This window comes from Litchfieldella anticariensis FP35 = DSM 16096 (genome assembly GCF_000409775.1).
Taxonomy (GTDB): domain Bacteria; phylum Pseudomonadota; class Gammaproteobacteria; order Pseudomonadales; family Halomonadaceae; genus Litchfieldella; species Litchfieldella anticariensis.
This window is the reverse complement of the sequence record NZ_KE332394.1, coordinates 272,683-290,253: the sequence shown is the minus strand read 5'-3', so window position 1 is coordinate 290,253 and position 17,571 is coordinate 272,683. Positions and strand designations below refer to the sequence as shown.

Below are 17,571 nucleotides of genomic sequence, written 5' to 3'. Positions count from 1 at the left end.
GGCTGCCAGCAAAGGATAGCTTCTATAGTTCAGTCGATCATCCGGAACCCCACAACTAGACGAAGCTGCCAAGTGGAACGGTATGTGCAGGTAAGCTAATGCAAGCACAGGAAACCTGTGTCTTGTCACTGTTGACCGGAAATCGAAAAAGGCCAAGACCCAGATCCTGGCCTTTCAAATGGACATTGGTTCCATCCTGAAATCGAAGGCACTCATCATCCATCAATCTTCGAAACCCAACTCCTCGAGCCTCGTGTTCCTCTTCACGGGTGCCACGGTTTCACCAGCCTCCCAGTGTTATCGCCACCAAGGTTCAGACATTACTGTCCTGATACTACGATTTCCTGTCTGGCGGTTGGATATTCCTTGACCATTCACATGGTGGAGACGTGCACTACGCTGTTCCCAGTATGATAAATCCGAAGCCACAGGAACATTCGCGTCCGCTTGCTTCATGCTTCTTTCGCTCGTCATCTGGTGAAGACGTGAGCTCTGTTGCTCCAAGAAAGACGAATCCAGAGCCAGAACAGTGCCAGCAGAAAGCATGCCAACAACGAGGGTTGCGGTCATAATCTTGAGGTTCATGGAACACCCCGCAGTACTCTCGCGCTAATTGTCGTCTGAACAGACCACTGACCAACAATTTGGCGCTATAACCAACGAAGACAACCATGCCACCAGCCATGCCCGATTTGGTTTATGGGGGAAGAGGTGTCGCGTGCAGAAGATGGGATGGACCGAGAGGTACAAGCCTAGGTTCTTTGCGCTTAGCCTTTTGGCCGCCGTAGGTGGGCGCCCGGCTTTGGCCAATACATTATAGTTCTTGGGAAGGAAAAAGAAGGGTGTTTTTGAGGAGAAACGAGAGTCTGTAATTCGCTATACCACCCATGCTTTCCGTAGGCTTCGGGAAGTAAGACCGCAACAATAGTTCGATCAGTCTGGATGATGGAACCAGCATCATATGTATCAGAAATCGCTAACAGTGAAACAAATCCTTATGCACAACCCCCTATAGTACAGGATCGTGAACCAGGCATTATCAATAGTAATAGTTGTTAGAAATATGAGCGATGCGAATGGCCGGTGCCGGTTACCCCGCACGTAGTAACCAGCACAAGAAAGTATCAGCCGCTCTGATCTTGGTCTCCCGAAAGGCTTCCGATCAGCCCGATCGTGCGTTGGGTCGATGCCATGGGCACCGCTAGCGCTTACCTGGGTCGGTGGACAGTTCTTACCTTCCCGCTATTTCCGCCTCCACAGAAAAACTGATCACCGCCATCAGACTCAAGCCCTGACACACCCACTCCCGGCGGCATCTCGAGACTCTCCAGAACCTCTCCCGTTCGAGGATCGATTCGCCTCAACTCGCTCTCGTCACTTTCCCAGGTGCCGTGCCAGAGTTCGCCGTCGACCCAGGTGACGCCGGTGACGAAGCGGTTGGACTCGATGGTACGAAGGATCGCCCCGGTTTGCGGATCGACTTGCTGGATTCTCCGGTCCGGATGTTGTCCCACCCAGAGCGTCCCTTCGGCCCACGCGAGCCCCGAGTTACCGCCATCGGGTGCAGGGATAGTGGCAACGACACGGCCTGTCTCCGGATCGATCTTCTGGATGCGATCCTCGGCGATCTGGAAGAGGTGCCGGCCATCGAAGGCCGTTCCCGCATGCGCGGCGACATCGATTGAGCGTAACGTCTTCCCGTTTGCCGGATCGAGGGCGTTCAACTTGTCTCCGGTAGCAATCCAGACATGCTGACCGTCATACGTGACGCCATGCACGCTGTCGACGCCCGGAAAGGGGCCATACTCGCGGATGATTTCGGCTGCTGAGCGGTTCATGTTTCTGTCCTCATCACTTGGGGTATGGCTTCCATGCTAGTCACCCGGCAAAGGACCAGGGAGTAACAAGGTTGTCGTGAATCCCGGCACGGGCGGTGTCATCCAACGGCGCGCTCGCCCGCGACCAAACGACTGCACCTTGCCTGCTGTCGCAAGCGAGTCGAGTGCTCGCTGCACGGTACGCTGGCTGGCGCCAAGCGCCAGCGCCAGGGCCGAGCTCGACCACGGCTCACCGTCGACGAGCAAGGCGAGCACCGCAGCATGCTTCTCTTCGATCGGCCGCGCCAGCACGATAACCTCGTGTGCGCTGTACGGCACCAGTTTGAACCCTCGCTTCGTCGCGCTCACGTCTGCCAGTGGCCCAAACTCTGTGCGAAGGCGTCCGACTTCGACCCGCAACCGTGCGCGATGCGATTCATCGGCGAACTTGGTGCGGAAGGCTTGCGCAATGAGCGTGCCCCTCGGCACATCTTCCGGCCAGGCTTCGCCCAGCAAGCGGGCGAGCTCAAACAACACCGGGCGCCTGGCGAGCGAGACCACCGTATGTGCGTCACGCACGACGTAGCGACACGCGTCCACGACGAGTGTCTCCGACGCCAGTAGCGCTTCGACCTCTTCGAGCAGTAGGAGCCGGTCTTCGCCCTGTGCAATGAGGCGTGCTGCGGGCGTGTTCAGGACGTGATATGCGCTTTCGACCTCCGCCGCCAGTGCAGGGATCCCGGCGTGGTGTGCGGCGCGCTTGGCCCGGACGAGTGCCGCGCGTGCCGTTTTCGTTTGCAGGCGGCGTATCGCGATCCCCGCCACCACTAGTTCATGGGCAGTCCTCAATGCCGACGGTAAGGGCATGGGGTCGAGATCGGCGAGCATGCGTTCTGCCTCGTCCAGACGTCCGATCAAGAGCAGACGCCGAACTTCGAGGTACCGCGCATGCGCGGCGTTCACCCGGTCGCCGTGCGCTTCGAGTGTCTCCCGCGCTGTGTCGAGCGCCTTTGCGGCCCAACTGAGGTCGCGTGAAACGAGCGCGATCTCAGCCTCGGCGACGACGCACCTTGCACGGGCCACGGCTTCTCTCGAGCCGAAGGCGCGCGCCGCACTTCGCAAAAGCGCTGTCGCTCGGTCAAAATCGCCAAGCTGCGCCATCGCAATCCCTCGAAGCGCCAGCGCCGGCGCATCGTCGCGCAACGCGACTCGATTCAATGCACCGAGGGGATCACCCGCCGTCAGTGCACGGGCAGCAGCCGTGATCAGTGAGTCCATCGGAATCCCGCCACTCTGTGACTCCCACCATTCGGACATCCGGATTAACTATATCTCATGACCACAAAGGTCATATCGAGATGGAGCGTGATCACGATTTCCTGACATCACGCCCTAGCCCCTCGTACAGCGCCATATCACGCTAAACTGGTAGACACCCATCCAACATCAGGAGGGAGCCATGATACAGCGATATGAAGTACGCGCCGTCTACACGTATCCGGACAAGTCCCATCCACAGGATTGGGAGGTCGTAGATTTACATCGCAATGACATCGTTTCGGTGCACAAGACTCGCGAAGAAGCCAATGCGGCAGCTGCTGATCTAGAGGAACATGAAGTACATCATTGAGAACGAGTCCAATGTCTCACATCACCTTGATCAGGCTCTGGCGATACGGAGTGCCCAGCAGTTGACTTCCGGACTTCAGGGGCACGAATTACTGATAGGGCAATACAAGGGCGACAAAAGTGACCGTGCCCCGTAAGAAGTCGATTATCAACGCTTTCGTCTTTGGCTAGACGAAATCATGCGCACTCTGACCTTGCGACGCGGCTGGAACTCTATCTTCGCGTTATCTTGTCGATTGGCAATCCCATCAGCTCGCTCGGGAATGTCTACCGGTATGGAAACCCAGGCGAACACCGGCAGCGTAAGGTGCCAATAGATAGCACTGAGACGAATCGCCAAGGTGATGAAAATGGCCAAGGCGATCGCTATATAGGGATGAATGGCCAGGTTCGTCATCACAACGAAAATGATACCACCCGCCATGGAGGCCGTAGCGTAGATTTCCTGTCGAAGCACCATGGGAACACGACGCGCCAGCACATCACGTACCATGCCACCCGCGACACCGGTTAGAAGGCCCATCAATACTGCTACAATGCTGGTATAGTCCAGGCTCAATGCCTTATGGGCGCCGATCACAGTGAAAAGCGCCAGTCCAAACGCATCCAGCACCGGTAGGAGACGCTTCGATATACGGTGAATATGTCGGAAGGCCACAATGGCAAGCACGACGGTAGTGATAATGACCCAGAGATAGGTAGGATCGCTTACCCAAAAGACAGGGCGCACGCCAAGTAACACATCACGCAGGGTACCGCCGCCAATGGCTGTGACCGATGCCAGCACCAACATGCCGAAAGGATCCATTCGGGAACGGCAGGCAAGTGTGATGCCTGACAGCGCAAATACCACGACACCCGCGAGATCCAGAAAATAAATCCAACCTGTCACCCTCTAACTCCTCAGATCTAGAAATGAGCCATTCATGATGAAAAATGCGTGCCTTCTATTCTGACACGAGCGCATTGAGCAGGCGGGGCATGAATGGAACCGTAATGAACAAGCCAATGCGCCACCTGCTGTTTGCCGCTTTCTGTATCTACCCGTTGAGCGATACCGCTATCGCAGATGACAACCCATCTACGGCTGGGTCGAGAAAGCGACGATCGAACCCTGAGGCACGGAAGTCAAGGTGAAACTAGACAGCGGCGCCCTGACCTCTTCCATGCAGGCCGAAGACATCGAGGAATTCGAGCGCGACGGTGATGACTAGGTGCGCTTTACCGTTGTGGTCAAGGACGAGGTTAGTTGTAGGGTCCCGGATGATTAATTACTCGTTTGTTAAATAACTCTGGCCGTTTGATATTACTGGTTGGTGGCATAGGGATAGCCGTTATGATTGTTCTAGACGTCGCAAATATCTTGATGTGGCGAGCAAGAGAGTTAAATGGTTGAACGTGAATCGAAGGAGTTGAATCATTGTCCAGAATGAGGCAAGCAGGGCTCGGCCTTGCGAAGCTCGACCCTTATCCAGTTTGGCTGTTCATAGGCTTCGGGGCCTTTTGGGTATGGCTTGCTATTGAACCCCAGTACCGATCAGACTGGTTGCTGGAGAATATGCTGGTCCTTGCGGCTATACCAGTGTTGGCCTGGGTCTGGTATCAGGGGGGCGTGTCACGACTGGCATGGGCATGCATTTTCCTTTTCCTGGTTTTCCATGAGATCGGTGCTCATTACACCTATTCTGAGGTGCCTTATGATCGATGGTGGCAGTCCTTGTTCGGATATTCCCTTGATCGAAGCCTTGGTTTCGAACGCAACCAGTACGACCGATGGGCGCATTTTCTGTATGGCTTGCTAATTCTGCCGCTTGTGACGGAACTCATGGGAAAGCTGTTTCCTCTCGATACCTTCCTGCGGCGATTGATCCCGGTCCTGATCATTACATCTCATGTTGCGCTCTACGAGCTTATCGAGTGGTTCGCGGCAGAAATGTTTGGAGGAGAATTGGGCCAAGCGTATCTGGGGACGCAGGGTGACATCTGGGATACCCAGAAGGATATGGCATTAGCCCTCCTGGGTGCCCTTATGGCAAGCGCCGGTTATTTTCTGGTGCGACAGATCTTAGGCCGCCAGGAAAATACCGCAGCATGAGATGAACAGATAGCGCTATGGAAAAGACGAAGAACGATAATGTGGCTGGGTGTTCCGTCCCGTGTGACTGTCCTATGCTGAAGAGCGTGATACCTCTTGCCGGGCTATGACGCTTTTACAGGTGCTACGGATGGCTAGCGGCGAGAGTGTATGAGGTCGCTGCGCAAGCAGATGCGTGATGGACAGTCGCTCCCGGATGAGATCATGACCAAGCGGAACAGCGTATTACTCTTCCATGATGACAGGATGCTGGCCCATCAGCCGGATACCCAGGCCCCCTTTCTGTCGCGGCGCATGGATAAACGGCTCAGGGAAATCCTCTCAGGACTGGGGGTGGCGTGGAAGTATCCCGAGCATCCCGGCCGTCTCACCGCCATCATGGAGTTACTCGAGCGCGACCCGGTGCCGGGCGTGCGCGTCGAGACCGGGGCGGCAGCCACCCGGGAACAACTCAGCCGCGTGCATACCACCGCTTATCTGGAGGCGATCTACCGCTTGCGGGGCGAGAGCGCCTGGCTGGACGTGGACACGACGGCTGTTTCGCCAGGCAGTGTCGAAGCGGCGGAGGTCGCCGCCGGCACGGCCATCGCCGCTGTCGAAGCCGTCGTCTCGGGCCGTGCGGAGAGCGCCTTCGCCGTGGTACGCCCTCCCGGTCACCACGCCGAACCGGTCAGGGCGCGCGGCTTCTGTCTATTCAACAACGTCGCCGTGGCGGCGGCGCATGCCAGAGCCGCGCTGGGATGCTCGCGAGTGCTGATCGTCGATTGGGATGCTCATCATGGCAATGGCACCCAGGAGATCTTTTGGGTCGATCCCGACGTGCTGTTCTTCGACATCCACCGAGCCTCGCCATTCTTTCCGGGGTCGGGCCGCCTGGAAGATATCGGCGCCGGGCTGGGAGAAGGCACCACCGTCAATGTGCCGGTGCCCGCCGGAGCGGGTGATACCGCCTTCCTCAAGGCCTTCCGGGACATCCTGGTGCCGGCGGCCGAGTGGTTCCAGCCCGACCTGATCCTGGTCTCCACCGGCTTCGATCCCCACTGGAATGACCTGGCGCTGAACGTGTCCTATGAAGGGTTCGCGGCCCTGACTGGTATTCTCCAAGGGTTGGCCAGACGACATTGCCACGGCCGGTTGGCCTTCGTGCTCGAAGGCGGCTACAACCTGACGTCCCTGTCTCGGGGTGTGAGAAGCGTGCTAGAGGTGCTAGCCGGCGCCGAGCCTCCCGAACCCGGGATCGTCGGCGTGGCGGAGGTGAACGAGGCAGCGGCCTTTCATCGCGATGCCTTCATTTCCCCGGACGAAACCCCATGAGGCTGGCGTCCGTGTCGGCCGTTGAGACTGCAGAAGCGCGGCAGACACAAATCCAAGCCCCTGTCAGGCGTAACCCTGACCCACCTGAAGCACAAACACCCACGCCATGGCCTGGGTGCTCAATGTCATGGAAATTCGCCGCACCTTGCTCAAGAGCAAGTTCAGCGACGTTAGGCGCCGGGGGCCGCTTGGCCTGATCTAGACTTTGGTGGATGACAGCCTCGGTTGGAAACTGGAGAAATCCATGGTCACTCCCCTTGCCGGCATTCGCAATGCTGCAATACGTCTCGACGAGCGTGACAGCGATTACGATGCCCTCCTGGAACAGGCCGCTGGACGGCACTTCGTGCTACTCGGCGAAGCGTCACACGGCACGGCGGAGTTCTACCGCATGCGGGGCGAAATCACCCGGCGCCTGATCGAGGAAAACGGATTCGAAGCAGTGTTGGTCGAGGCCGACTGGCCCGATGCGCTGCGCCTCAACAGTTTCGTCAGGGGAACCAGCCAGGACACGCTGATGGATGCCTTTAGCGACTTCCAACGCTTTCCGCAATGGATGTGGAGAAACGATCAGGTGCGCGACTTCATTCTCTGGCTGAGGGATTACAATGCCGGTCGCCCTTACGCCGATCAGGTCGGCTTTCATGGCCTTGACCTCTATAGCCTGCACCGCTCCGCCGATGCAGTCATCGACTACCTCTTCCGTGAAGACAGCATGGCGGGCTGTAATGCCCGCCTCATTCGATGGCACAATCCACGCAGCGCGTCGTATACGGTAGCGCGACGAGACGACCAGGTGCTATCGTCTCACCGCAGATTTCGCAGCGGTCGCCGACGTTCGCGGTGATCCTGGCCAACGCCTTGTCGATCTGATCCAATTCTTCCCGGGCCTCATCGTCAAGCAGGTCGACCACCTCATCGTTCTCGATCTCCTGGGCCTGTTCCTCCATGTCCTTGTCCAGCGCCCCCGTCATGCGACGTTGATGGGCCTCGTAAAGCTGTATGCGCTCCAGCAACTCCGCTCTAAGCGCTTCCAGTCGTGCTTTTCTGTCGTTGGCGTCCATGGTTTGCCTCGGGTAGAAATAGCGCATCCTTGCAGGAACTCCATCACGAAAAAGCTGAATGAACACAAAAATTATAGAAAAGCGCTCTAGAAAAAATACTGGAAAATCGACAGCGTCATTGACGTGAATCACTTACTTTCTAGTGGTGCATTATCATGAGCCATAGGCAAACAGCACCACGCAAGTTGCGAAAAAGTAGGAAAAAAACAAGTCATGTCCATACCGGCTACACTGTACGAATACACTTACTTACGTTGTTCCATAAAATGAGTCTGGGGAAGCTATGACACCTGGCGACGACGCTTACCCGCGTATCCGTCTATATGACATACGCAAGGCATGCAGTACCTGCAGCCTGCGCGAACTTTGCCTTCCCGTAGCCCTGGGGCGAGAAGACACCGAGGCACTGGACCACATCGTCGAGCGTGATCACCCGCTGAGGAAAGGCGACAAGCTCTGTCGCTCTGGACAACCCTTTGCTGCCATCTATACCGTTCTCAGTGGCAGCCTGAAGAGCAGTACACAGGGTGAGAATGGCGAGGATCAGATCATCGCCTTTCACCTGCCGGGGGAACTGGTCGGACTAGACGCCATCGGTGCCGGCAGGCACCACTCCACCACCGAGGCACTGGAGACCACCAGCGTCTGCAAGATTCCTTTCTCTCGACTGGAAGAGCTTTCCCGACAAATTCCCGGTCTGCAACATCAGTTGCTGCGCATCATGAGCAAGGAAATCTTCGACGACCATGAATTATTGCAGGTAGTGGCACGTCGCTCGGCCGAGCAACGCCTGGCCATTCTGCTGCTCAATTTAAGCCAGCGCTTCGGTCGTCGAGGATTGTCGCGGACTCGCTTTCGCTTGCCCATGTCGCGCCATGACCTTGGTAACTACCTGGGGCTCGCACCGGAAACCACGAGCAGGGTGTTTCGGCGCTTCCTCACCCAAGGCTTGCTGAGCGTCACTGGCAAGGAAATCGAATTTTTGGACCTGCCAGCTCTGCAAGCTCTGACCGAGAGTCCGAGCGCTCCACCGCGCAGCTCAAAGCAGGGGTGATCGCTGATGGCATCAAGGCCTCCCTCATGAGACGTGACAATGATGCGGATGGCTTTCGACGGCGAGCCGAAAAACGCCGGCTCGCCAACCAATCACCCAAGTGGCTATTTGATCTCGAGCTTGCGCCGATGCGCTTCCTTAATCTTCGGCAGGGTCAATTCCAGGATGCCATCGCTGAAGCTGGCCTCCGCCTTGTCGGCATCGACTTCGCAGGGCAATGTCACAGTGCGTGTAACGCTGCCATGTGATATCTCGCAGCGATAGTACTCACCACTCTCTTCCTTGGATTCCTTGTGGCTTTCGCCCTTGATCGTCACGCTGTTGTCGGTCACTGACACATCCAGATCTTCACGCGCCACGCCGGGAATCTCGGCACGTACGACCAGTTCCGAATCCCGGTCGACGATATCGACCTTCGGAACCCGCGGTCCGACTGCAGCGAGTCGGTCAAGAAGCGGGTGCTCCCAACGTAGTGGATGCATCCAGTCACGATCGAAAAAGCGATCGAACATCCGGTCGAACTCACGGAATGGACTGAGCTCTTGTGAAGTCGAAGCTGAGGAAGTTTCGCTGGCGGAAGGTTTGATTTCCTTCACATTCTTCTTGGCCATGGCAATCGCTCCTTTCGAGCAATCGAACGTCTTAAAACGTTACGAATGAGTGTGATTCAATGCATGTGGTCTTGTTTGCCCGCCAGATCGGCTCGACAGTCGCTCAGTCAGGTATGTCGGCCACATCAACAAAGCTAGGCTGGAAACGGCCTAACGATGTTGATGTAGGTCAATAACTCATCCGCTATTTCTCACCTGCCCGCCTCCTCGATTCCAGGTGTCTGATTTTCCTTGTCTGGAACTTCGGTCATGATCGCTTCCGTTCACCCAAGGTAGTAGCGACGTCCTACTGGTCAATGGCCATGCATGGTAAGCTCGGATGCCCCATCAACAGGCAATCACGCCATTCTTCGGGAGAGCGATATGGCAAGGGCAACCGCACGCCACATTCTGGTGGATAGCGAAGCAAAGTGTCAGGAATTGAAGGCTGAGATCGAGAACGGTCGCGACTTCGCCGAGGTGGCCAAGGAGCATTCCAATTGTCCCTCTGGTCGCCAGGGAGGTGACTTGGGCTCCTTTGGCCCCGGTCAAATGGTGCGCGAATTCGACGAGGTGGTGTTCAGTGGCGAGTTGAACAAGGTGCATGGCCCGGTGAAGACTCAGTTCGGCTATCACTTGCTGGAGATCACTAGCCGCAGCTGACGGACAACACAAGGTGCCGTCATGGAAGGCCGTGAAGGGAAAGCCATCACGGTCTTCGTCATTAAAGTGCGTCACTGCGAACTCTCGGATATATCCACAATATCTAGGAAGAGGGACGACAAGAACATCGGCATCTAACCGGAACATGTGTGAGTGATGTTTCCAGCATTTACATACTCATAAGAAATTCGGCTTCCAGCCCAGGTACACGGATATCCACGAAAGTATCCAGGACTACTGGCAGTGGTTGAAATCCAATACAGGTTCCAGCGCTTGCAAGCCTAGTCGCGGTCCCAGCGGTCCCTATCATAGTCCCAATGGTCGTGACCCTTATCGTAATATCGATAATTACGTCGCCATCCACGATCATGGCCATACCAGCCATCATCGATGACGATGGCGGGCTCTGTCCTGATATGCGCCGGCTGGTAACTACAACCCGCCAGGCTCAAGATGGCGATAGCACTGAACAGTACGAAGGCGAGACATCCGTCATGCATCAATACCTTTTAGCGGATCCGGTCGATGAGGTGGGTTGGATGTCGAATCCATCTCCGCAGGTGGAGTCTTCCATGTCGTCCTGTTGAATGCATCCAGGGCCTCTTGAACAATCCGACATTCGAGCTGCTTCTGCCTGACGAATGTGACCAGCATCCCCTCTAATTCTGGCGTAATGTTGGCCTCATTCAGATATTCAGAAAATCGAAGAGAATATTCGGCAGCAGCGATGGCCTTGGTGATCACCTCAATGGCCATGGCATCGTGAGTGATGAAAATGTGGCGCTTCACATGAGGTGTGACAGCGCGCGTGGGAGCACTCTCGGCGGTGGCTTCCGATGACAATCCCAAGTGCAGGGATGCTTTTCGCTGCTTGTCAAGACGTGCCTCGCACTCCCGAGCCAATTCCTTCATTAGGCGAGTACAGCCTGTATCGAAGGATTGAAAACATATAGATAACTGCTCGTAGCGCACCTTTTCTCGGTTTTCATGGGCATTGGCCAGAAAGAACAACTCCTCCGGCAACAGTACGAATCTTGCTTTTTTATAATGGTAGTGAAGCATGGTAATCACCGCCTCGCTATGGCCTTATATAACGCCAGTGGCGCCATGGGGCACTGTGCAACCATGATAGAATAGATAGGAATGCCCCAGCCACCGTTGATGTCAGTCAAGATTTCAGGCAAATCCCTCTTAGGTATGAAACATTACCCTCTTCTGGGATGAGAGACTCGATTCTCACATTGTGATTTTTCTAAACAAGCAACAAACAATTCTTATAATCCAATCTCAACTTTGGCAACAACGCCCATAAATATGATGAAACATCATCCATGATCTTGGAAAAATTTGCTAAAGAATCGTCAAAATATCTTAATGAACACCCCAGACAATACTCCCGAACATTAGACCAACATCATTCCTTCGATAAATAACAAGGCATGGACTCACATCCAATTCTAATGATCCCCATTGTACTGCATGCGCTCACCAGCATTTCACCACCTACGGAGCAACCAGTGTCGGTTTGGTGTTGAGGATCTAGAAATGTCGGAAAAGAAGCCTAACGAGTTCTCGTTTTCCAGGTCAGGTTCTGTGCTTGCTTGCGCCACCACGCTGCACCACTAAGCTGCGGACAGAGTACCCACAAGCGACCCCCATGCAATCCAGAGAAGCACTTGCCCAGCACAAACAGTAGTGACTACTCATTGCGAATTGCAACCATGTAAGTGGCAAAAATATCGGCAGATGCTCCGTAAAACAAACACTACGAGTACGTTCAATAGGAAAGCGAATGATGTTAGCCATGATATAAACTCCCTTCCATTAAGACCGAACCTGACGGTCGCCGTGCACAATAATCTTCATTTCCTGAGTCATCTCATTCTGTTGCCTTGACGTCGTTTCCTATGCAACGTAGTCATGGTGTCACTGTCCATATAGCTGGCATTGCCATGAGCAGCGCTGCCAGGCATGCCTGAGGTCGAAGATCAGAGGCCGCTCCACCTACACAGTATAGACGCATTTTGATACTTATCTTCACAATCAGACATAATCAAGAATGCTTGGGTTATGTAGGCAGTACCCTCTTGGATCTAGGATCGGATGATGTATGGAGTGGAATCCAGGAAGGGGCCACAAGGTCATCGAGAGACATGTACACGGTGGCCGGCAGGTGGTATCTCACGCGTTCCTGTGGCCAAGGCAACAAGGGCTGGCATATCCAACATGTGAACTTCTCGACCTATTAATGAAATCATGCCCTTTCGCTGAAAACGGCTCACTGCCCGACTGATGGTTTCCACCGCCAATCCCAGATAGTGAGCAATATCGGTCCGAGTCATGGGAAGCCGGAAGCGGTGTGCGGAAAAGCCTAGACGGTGAAACCGCTCCGACAGATGACAGAGGAAGAAGGCCAGGCGCGCATCGGATGTCTTCCCCAGCAGCAGCCTTAGCAGGCGGTGCTCGGATCTCAGCTCCTTGCTGATGCGACCATAGAGGTAGTGGCGTAATTTGGCGTCATTCACGGTCAAGGCATCAAGCCGATGAAACGGGAATTCACAAACCGTGCTGGTTTCCAGCGCGATAAGCGAACCCGGATAGACGGAATCATGGATACCATCCAGACCGACCAATTCACCGGGCAAGTAGAAATTGGCTAACTGGGTGTCACCCTCTTCAGCGATGACCTGTTTTAGGCTACCCGAGCGCACCATGAAAATGCTGGTGAAGGGATCGCCCTGACGAACCAGGCTCTCCCGCTTTCTCAGCGGCCTATGAAAATGGATCGTGCCATCGAAGGTCTCAATATCGTCGATATCATGCGACAAGGGCAGGCATCGTGAACTCTGTGAACAGGTTTGGCAGTGGGAAAGTGTGAACGAATGGCATCGTTGGTCGGCAGCTCGGTAAGACAAACTTCTCTCCGTGGCGCTGTGCTTCCCGTATAGCGAGCCGGTTACATTACCACGGGTGGATTATCGCTAATGTACGAAATCGCTGACAGCTTCTGTAAGAGATCGCTAACAACAGACCTGAACGGAGCCTCCACAAGAGCTGAGTTTCTCCTCAGCCACCTCACCCTACTTGATTAGCGTTTTCCTATATCATGCCAATCAGTCAACGATAGGCGCATGCCGTGCCCCTGAAGAAGTCATCCATCAATGCTTTCGTTTTTGACCAGGCGAAATCATGCGTACTCTGACCTTGCGACGCGTCTGGACCTCTTTCTCGTCAATATCTTGCCGACTACGAGACTCACCTACTCGTTTGGGAATGTCTATCGGCACGGAAACCCAGGCAAACACGGGCAGTGTAAGGTGCCAATAGATAGCACTGAGACGAATCGCCAAGGTGATGGAAATGGCCAAGGTGATCGCTATGTAGGGATGAATTGCCAGGTTCGTCATGACAGCAAAAGTGATACCACCCGCGATGGAGGCCGTAGCATAGATCTCCTGTCGAAGCACCATGGGGACACGGCGTGCCAGCACATCACGTATCATGCCACCGGCGACACCCGTCAGGAGTCCCATCAATACTGCCACGATGCTGGTATAGCCCAGGGCTAATGCCTTATGGGTGCCGATCACTGTGAAAAGCGCCAGTCCGAACGCATCCAACACCGGTAACAGACGTTTCGATATACGGTGAATATGTCGAAAGGCCACAATGGCAAGCACGACGGTGATTATAATGACCCATAGGTAAGTAGGGTCACTCACCCAAAAGACAGGGCGCACGCCAAGTAACACATCACGCAGGGTACCGCCGCCAATGGCTGTGACCGACGCCAGCACCAACATGCCGAAAGGATCCATTCGGGAGCGGCAGGCAAGTGTGATGCCTGACAGCGCGAACACCACTACCCCCACCAGATCCAGAAAATAAATCCAACCTGCCACCCCCTAACTCCTCATATCTAGAAATGAGCCATGCATGGTGCAAAATGCTTGCCTTCTATTCTGACACGAATGCATTGAGCAGGCGGACATTGGGCGGGTAGAGGGCTGACCGGGTGGCGATTGCCTGGTCGGAGCTGGCTCCTCGAACAGGACTCGAACCTGTGACCCAGTGATTAACAGTCACTTGCTCTACCAACTGAGCTATCGAGGAACGACCGGCAAACGCGGAAAGGCAGGGGTAGGATGGCTCCTCGAGCAGGACTCGAACCTGCGACCCAGTGATTAACAGTCACTTGCTCTACCAACTGAGCTATCGAGGAATCTCTTTAAATCAGCTACCTACCTGTGTTCCGTGAATGTTGGCTCCCCGAGCAGGACTCGAACCTGCGACCCAATGATTAACAGTCAGGCTGCCATTTTGGCTGCTAGCAGGCTTTCGGGTGATGACCACGGTGTGAAGTGATTGCAACGAGCCGCACACCGCGCCATCAACCCATAAATCAAGCTCAGCCCACTTGCCATGTCAAGAAAAAATCAATGTGGTCGCGTTCATAAAGGCACGGGAAAGCCCTCAGCGATCGTCCAATTGCTTTCGGATGCTTTCCGGGTCAGCCTCGATATACTCGAGCGTCGTACTGATATTCATATGCCCCAGTAACGCCTTGACGATATGCAAGTTTCTGTCAGGATTTCGCATCAGGTCGGTACCAAGCGTATGGCGGAACCGGTGCGGTGTCATCCTCACACTACAGAGCCTGGATAGCTTTCGGTAAAAACCTGCAACCTGGCTAATGTCCATTAGCTCAAGTCTATGTCGTCGGCTAAATCGATTCACGTTAAAGAGTTGATCACCAGGCTTGAATTTGGCCGACTTGGCAGCACTCATCAGTGTCAGCAGGTGTGGATACAGCCCAGAAGAAATCGGAACGCTATGCTCATTATTGTTTTTTGCCCCTTCTGATGTCGCGATAAGGATCCTTGTCTCCAGGCTCACATCCCTCACTCTCACCTTCAACAATTGACTCATACGGATGCCCGTATGATAGAAGGTTTCAAAAACGACTTCCCAGAACCATGCCGGATGAAGAGATGCCAAACCATCCGACATTTCCTCAAATTTTATACTTAAATCAATTACTTCCCGCGCCAGTGCTATATGTTCTTTCCTGACCGTTTTCTTGGGCTTGCGCATCGGACGTACCGAAACCTTACTGAAAGGATTTTCCATCAGTGGCAGGTACCCATTATCTATCCCATGCTTGAATATAGCCTTAAGATGACGAACATAGTTGTTCCAGCTAGTCTCAGCTATTCCATCATGATGCTCGTTTCGCAATATCTCTGATCGCCAGCGTATAACATCATGACGAGTCACCTCATTGGGTAGCACCTCTTCTCCTATAAATCGTCTAAACAACCTCACAGGACACTCGTAGGAACGCTGCGTGTAAGGTCTTAGCCATCGGTCTGAAAAATAGAGCTGAACCAGATTGTCGAAATCAACGATATCCATATTCTTTTCCCCGTTCTACCTTCAGTTTCAAGAATGGATTATCAAGAGGAATCCTTGACATCCCTAGTTCCTCTCTTTCTTTTATTAGATACCCCTTCAGTATACTTGGCCCACGGCTAGGTCCCTTTACCACAATATGAAAAATGTTTTTTCCATCATCCGTACGGTGATGTTTCTTTAATTTCTGAAACCTATCTTGAACATGTTTCCAGTAATCGTCTTTTCCGTATCTTGCATTGCAATATCGTTTAAAAATGCGCGGGCTCACCAGGAAGAATGTTCCATTCACGGTATGTACATGCGCCTTGGCATCGTTGATGATCAATTCGTGGTTGGCGAGCGACTGTTGGAGCCACGTCCAGAACTCCATCCCGGCATCCTTGGTGTCGAGTGGCATATCCGAGGGAGCGGCGTCCTCTACGGTGGCTTTCGTGATGGCTGGTCCAGGTGATGAGCGGGTATCAGCTGATAGGGCAATGTCATCTGTAGTGCCCTTGCCCGTTATCAGGTCAATTAGCTCATCTTCCAATGAGTCGCCGGTAGAGGTAGCGCAAGCGGTGGCGACTGTCTCTCCCTCCAGCCCTTCTGTCAGCAGCTTGGCGGGTGCTATTGATGGCGAGGCAGTCTCGGTACCGTGCCCACCAGTCGCCTGTTCCGGCGGGGTATCGTGACCTTCGGCTGCGCCAGTGACAATTACCTCTCCCTCAAACACTGCCGGTCGCTCGTCACTTCCCCAAATGACAGCTGGCGGGAGCTTCAGCAGAGAGAACGATGCCTTCCAGTCACCAATGACCACATCGCATTTCCATACTGACTTGCCTCCAGGATTGGCCTCGATCAGTCCATGTGCCTGCATCTCGTCATAGAGCCGGGTATCGCTCGAGGGAATTCCTTCAATGCCGAGTGCCAGCAGGTGCGCCTTGAGCTCACGGGGTACCAGAGGCGTCACGATCCAGAGTGCCTCCTGGGTGAGATAGCCCTGAGCGCCCTTCTCGTTGAGTCGGATGCGTTGCTTGATCACATGGCGCAGACCGTCCACCAGCTTGCGTTGGATCGACGTCACGGGCGCCTGTAATGCTGTCATCGGATTGCCCCCCATGGCTTTCGCAACGCTGGCTCGATCGGCGTGATGGATCAGGTCGGCAATGATCCCTCCACGCTCTTGGTGACCCGCGATGCTGTACATGAGGAGGGAGAAGAGCTTCGGTTGCGACATCAGCCAATCCAGCACCTTTGGCCCCAGCACCTGCTGGCACAGCAACGGATTCACGGCGCGGTGGAGGTGGTAATCACGTCCCTGGCGATATCTCACCCGATAGGGAGCAGGAATATTGCCGTGCCATAATCGCCAGTAACGCCCATCCACCAGGTGGATGTCCATATCGACCAGCACCTTGGCTACGTCATGCATCAGCGCACCGTATATCACGGCTGCACTCCAGAGCTCTCCCTCCGAGCTCTGATCTTCGGGTTTCGCTCCGGGAGGAAGGAGATGGTGTTGCCGCAACCTCAACCCATAACACGCCATCTCGAGGGCATGCTCGAGCATGCCGCCCGCATAAGAATGGTGGTGGGATTCGGACGCGGGCAACAGCTGCACCAACTCTGCGTAGCGCTCGATCGGCGCCAGAAGGTACTCGTCGAAGACATGCCGGGTCAGCGATGTCGTGTCCCACAACATCTTCACCATCGCTTGTCGGCGAGGCGTCTCCAGTAATTCCTTACTCGACAACGGGCCTTGGTAGTCATCAAAATCGGGCTTGAAAGCAGCTTTCGAGCGTGGGAACCAGCGCCAGCGCATGAGCGAGTCCTAGTCATTAGCGTCTGGCATCGATGTCACCGTGAATGGCGTCATTGTGGAAGGGGAAACGTTAAGCGAGATTCGAGGGCATTCTTACCGTTCAAGGTCGAACATCGTGGAGACCCATCC

General features: G+C 54.7%; 16 protein-coding genes, 2 tRNA genes and 1 pseudogene. 7 read left to right on the top strand and 12 right to left on the bottom strand.

Features of this window, described 5'->3' with window-relative positions:
* Nucleotides 1-1,208: 1,208 nt before the first annotated feature.
* On the bottom strand, nucleotides 1,209-1,838 hold the full coding sequence (locus tag L861_RS21290; RefSeq protein WP_016418732.1) for a Vgb family protein: 630 nt from the start codon (nucleotides 1,836-1,838) through the stop codon (nucleotides 1,209-1,211).
* A gap of 36 nt (nucleotides 1,839-1,874) precedes the next feature.
* Complete coding sequence (locus L861_RS21285; RefSeq protein WP_035569184.1) at nucleotides 1,875-3,095, bottom strand: hypothetical protein; 1,221 nt, start codon at nucleotides 3,093-3,095, stop codon at nucleotides 1,875-1,877.
* Between the two features lie 181 nt (nucleotides 3,096-3,276).
* Here L861_RS21285 and L861_RS24745 point away from each other — a divergent pair, with 181 nt between their 5' ends.
* Nucleotides 3,277-3,447 carry a hypothetical protein gene (locus tag L861_RS24745; RefSeq protein WP_016418730.1) on the top strand — a complete coding sequence of 57 codons (171 nt, stop codon included), beginning with the start codon at nucleotides 3,277-3,279 and terminating at the stop codon, nucleotides 3,445-3,447.
* A 147-nt stretch (nucleotides 3,448-3,594) separates the two neighbouring features.
* On the opposite strand, the gene L861_RS21280 is transcribed toward L861_RS24745, so the two are convergent.
* Nucleotides 3,595-4,338 (bottom strand): trimeric intracellular cation channel family protein, encoded by a 744-nt coding sequence (locus L861_RS21280; protein WP_016418729.1) that lies wholly within the window; start codon nucleotides 4,336-4,338, stop codon nucleotides 3,595-3,597.
* A gap of 187 nt (nucleotides 4,339-4,525) precedes the next feature.
* Here L861_RS21280 and L861_RS25340 point away from each other — a divergent pair.
* The 4 genes and pseudogenes from L861_RS25340 to L861_RS21260 form a co-directional block, all read left to right on the top strand.
* Nucleotides 4,526-4,657 (top strand): annotated as a pseudogene (locus L861_RS25340) (putative ATP-dependent zinc protease); the annotation flags it as partial.
* Nucleotides 4,658-4,875: 218 nt separating this feature from the next.
* Nucleotides 4,876-5,541: a DUF2238 domain-containing protein gene (locus L861_RS21270; protein WP_016418728.1), complete on the top strand. Its 666-nt coding sequence runs from the start codon at nucleotides 4,876-4,878 to the stop codon at nucleotides 5,539-5,541.
* A 204-nt stretch (nucleotides 5,542-5,745) separates the two neighbouring features.
* A complete protein-coding gene (locus L861_RS21265; protein WP_027948019.1) occupies nucleotides 5,746-6,855 on the top strand; it encodes a histone deacetylase family protein in 1,110 nt (369 codons plus the stop codon).
* Between the two features lie 244 nt (nucleotides 6,856-7,099).
* The gene (locus L861_RS21260; protein WP_016418726.1) at nucleotides 7,100-7,702 is read left to right on the top strand and encodes an erythromycin esterase family protein; all 603 of its coding nucleotides are present in this window, start codon (nucleotides 7,100-7,102) and stop codon (nucleotides 7,700-7,702) included.
* Here L861_RS21260 and L861_RS24355 read toward each other — a convergent pair.
* On the bottom strand, nucleotides 7,593-7,919 hold the full coding sequence (locus L861_RS24355; RefSeq protein ID WP_081645930.1) for a TraR/DksA family transcriptional regulator: 327 nt from the start codon (nucleotides 7,917-7,919) through the stop codon (nucleotides 7,593-7,595). The two genes, L861_RS21260 and L861_RS24355, sit on opposite strands and share 110 nt — an antisense overlap.
* Nucleotides 7,920-8,202: 283 nt before the next feature.
* On the opposite strand from L861_RS24355, the gene fnr reads away from it, so the two are divergent.
* A complete protein-coding gene (gene fnr, locus L861_RS21255) occupies nucleotides 8,203-8,973 on the top strand; it encodes a fumarate/nitrate reduction transcriptional regulator Fnr (RefSeq protein ID WP_016418725.1) in 771 nt (256 codons plus the stop codon).
* Nucleotides 8,974-9,077: 104 nt separating this feature from the next.
* Here the strand turns inward: fnr and L861_RS21250 are convergent, their stop codons facing one another.
* Nucleotides 9,078-9,584 carry an Hsp20/alpha crystallin family protein gene (locus L861_RS21250; RefSeq protein WP_016418724.1) on the bottom strand — a complete coding sequence of 169 codons (507 nt, stop codon included), beginning with the start codon at nucleotides 9,582-9,584 and terminating at the stop codon, nucleotides 9,078-9,080.
* 363 nt (nucleotides 9,585-9,947) lie between these two features.
* Here L861_RS21250 and L861_RS21245 point away from each other — a divergent pair, with 363 nt between their 5' ends.
* Complete coding sequence (locus L861_RS21245; RefSeq protein ID WP_016418723.1) at nucleotides 9,948-10,226, top strand: peptidylprolyl isomerase; 279 nt, start codon at nucleotides 9,948-9,950, stop codon at nucleotides 10,224-10,226.
* A 492-nt stretch (nucleotides 10,227-10,718) separates the two neighbouring features.
* Here L861_RS21245 and L861_RS21235 read toward each other — a convergent pair whose 3' ends face one another.
* From L861_RS21235 to mobH, 7 genes are all read right to left on the bottom strand, one after another.
* On the bottom strand, nucleotides 10,719-11,288 hold the full coding sequence (locus L861_RS21235; protein ID WP_016418720.1) for a hypothetical protein: 570 nt from the start codon (nucleotides 11,286-11,288) through the stop codon (nucleotides 10,719-10,721).
* A 1,079-nt stretch (nucleotides 11,289-12,367) separates the two neighbouring features.
* Nucleotides 12,368-13,054: a helix-turn-helix domain-containing protein gene (locus L861_RS21230; RefSeq protein WP_016418719.1), complete on the bottom strand. Its 687-nt coding sequence runs from the start codon at nucleotides 13,052-13,054 to the stop codon at nucleotides 12,368-12,370.
* Between the two features lie 330 nt (nucleotides 13,055-13,384).
* The gene (locus L861_RS21225; RefSeq protein WP_016418718.1) at nucleotides 13,385-14,128 is read right to left on the bottom strand and encodes a trimeric intracellular cation channel family protein; all 744 of its coding nucleotides are present in this window, start codon (nucleotides 14,126-14,128) and stop codon (nucleotides 13,385-13,387) included.
* 135 nt (nucleotides 14,129-14,263) lie between these two features.
* Nucleotides 14,264-14,339 (bottom strand) — tRNA-Asn (locus L861_RS21220).
* 33 nt (nucleotides 14,340-14,372) lie between these two features.
* Nucleotides 14,373-14,448: transfer RNA gene (locus tag L861_RS21215), tRNA-Asn, on the bottom strand.
* 251 nt (nucleotides 14,449-14,699) lie between these two features.
* Nucleotides 14,700-15,641, bottom strand: a complete 942-nt coding sequence (locus L861_RS21210; protein WP_016418717.1) for a tyrosine-type recombinase/integrase — start codon at nucleotides 15,639-15,641, stop codon at nucleotides 14,700-14,702.
* Nucleotides 15,628-17,442, bottom strand: a complete 1,815-nt coding sequence (gene mobH / locus L861_RS21205; RefSeq protein ID WP_016418716.1) for a MobH family relaxase — start codon at nucleotides 17,440-17,442, stop codon at nucleotides 15,628-15,630. The genes L861_RS21210 and mobH overlap by 14 nt, the downstream gene beginning before the upstream one ends.
* Nucleotides 17,443-17,571: the final 129 nt, after the last annotated feature.

What these genes read in the sequence shown, in the direction of transcription:
- L861_RS21290 (WP_016418732.1), bottom strand. Translation starts at nt 1,838, where the DNA reads ATGAACCGCTCAGCAGCCGAAATCATCCGCGAGTATGGCCCCTTTCCG.
- L861_RS21285 (WP_035569184.1), bottom strand. Translation starts at nt 3,095, where the DNA reads ATGGACTCACTGATCACGGCTGCTGCCCGTGCACTGACGGCGGGTGAT.
- L861_RS24745 (WP_016418730.1), top strand. Translation starts at nt 3,277, where the DNA reads ATGATACAGCGATATGAAGTACGCGCCGTCTACACGTATCCGGACAAG.
- L861_RS21270 (WP_016418728.1), top strand. Translation starts at nt 4,876, where the DNA reads ATGAGGCAAGCAGGGCTCGGCCTTGCGAAGCTCGACCCTTATCCAGTT.
- L861_RS21265 (WP_027948019.1), top strand. Translation starts at nt 5,746, where the DNA reads ATGACCAAGCGGAACAGCGTATTACTCTTCCATGATGACAGGATGCTG.
- L861_RS21260 (WP_016418726.1), top strand. Translation starts at nt 7,100, where the DNA reads ATGGTCACTCCCCTTGCCGGCATTCGCAATGCTGCAATACGTCTCGAC.
- L861_RS24355 (WP_081645930.1), bottom strand. Translation starts at nt 7,919, where the DNA reads ATGGACGCCAACGACAGAAAAGCACGACTGGAAGCGCTTAGAGCGGAG.
- fnr (WP_016418725.1), top strand. Translation starts at nt 8,203, where the DNA reads ATGACACCTGGCGACGACGCTTACCCGCGTATCCGTCTATATGACATA.
- L861_RS21250 (WP_016418724.1), bottom strand. Translation starts at nt 9,584, where the DNA reads ATGGCCAAGAAGAATGTGAAGGAAATCAAACCTTCCGCCAGCGAAACT.
- L861_RS21245 (WP_016418723.1), top strand. Translation starts at nt 9,948, where the DNA reads ATGGCAAGGGCAACCGCACGCCACATTCTGGTGGATAGCGAAGCAAAG.
- L861_RS21235 (WP_016418720.1), bottom strand. Translation starts at nt 11,288, where the DNA reads ATGCTTCACTACCATTATAAAAAAGCAAGATTCGTACTGTTGCCGGAG.
- L861_RS21210 (WP_016418717.1), bottom strand. Translation starts at nt 15,641, where the DNA reads ATGGATATCGTTGATTTCGACAATCTGGTTCAGCTCTATTTTTCAGAC.
- mobH (WP_016418716.1), bottom strand. Translation starts at nt 17,442, where the DNA reads ATGCGCTGGCGCTGGTTCCCACGCTCGAAAGCTGCTTTCAAGCCCGAT.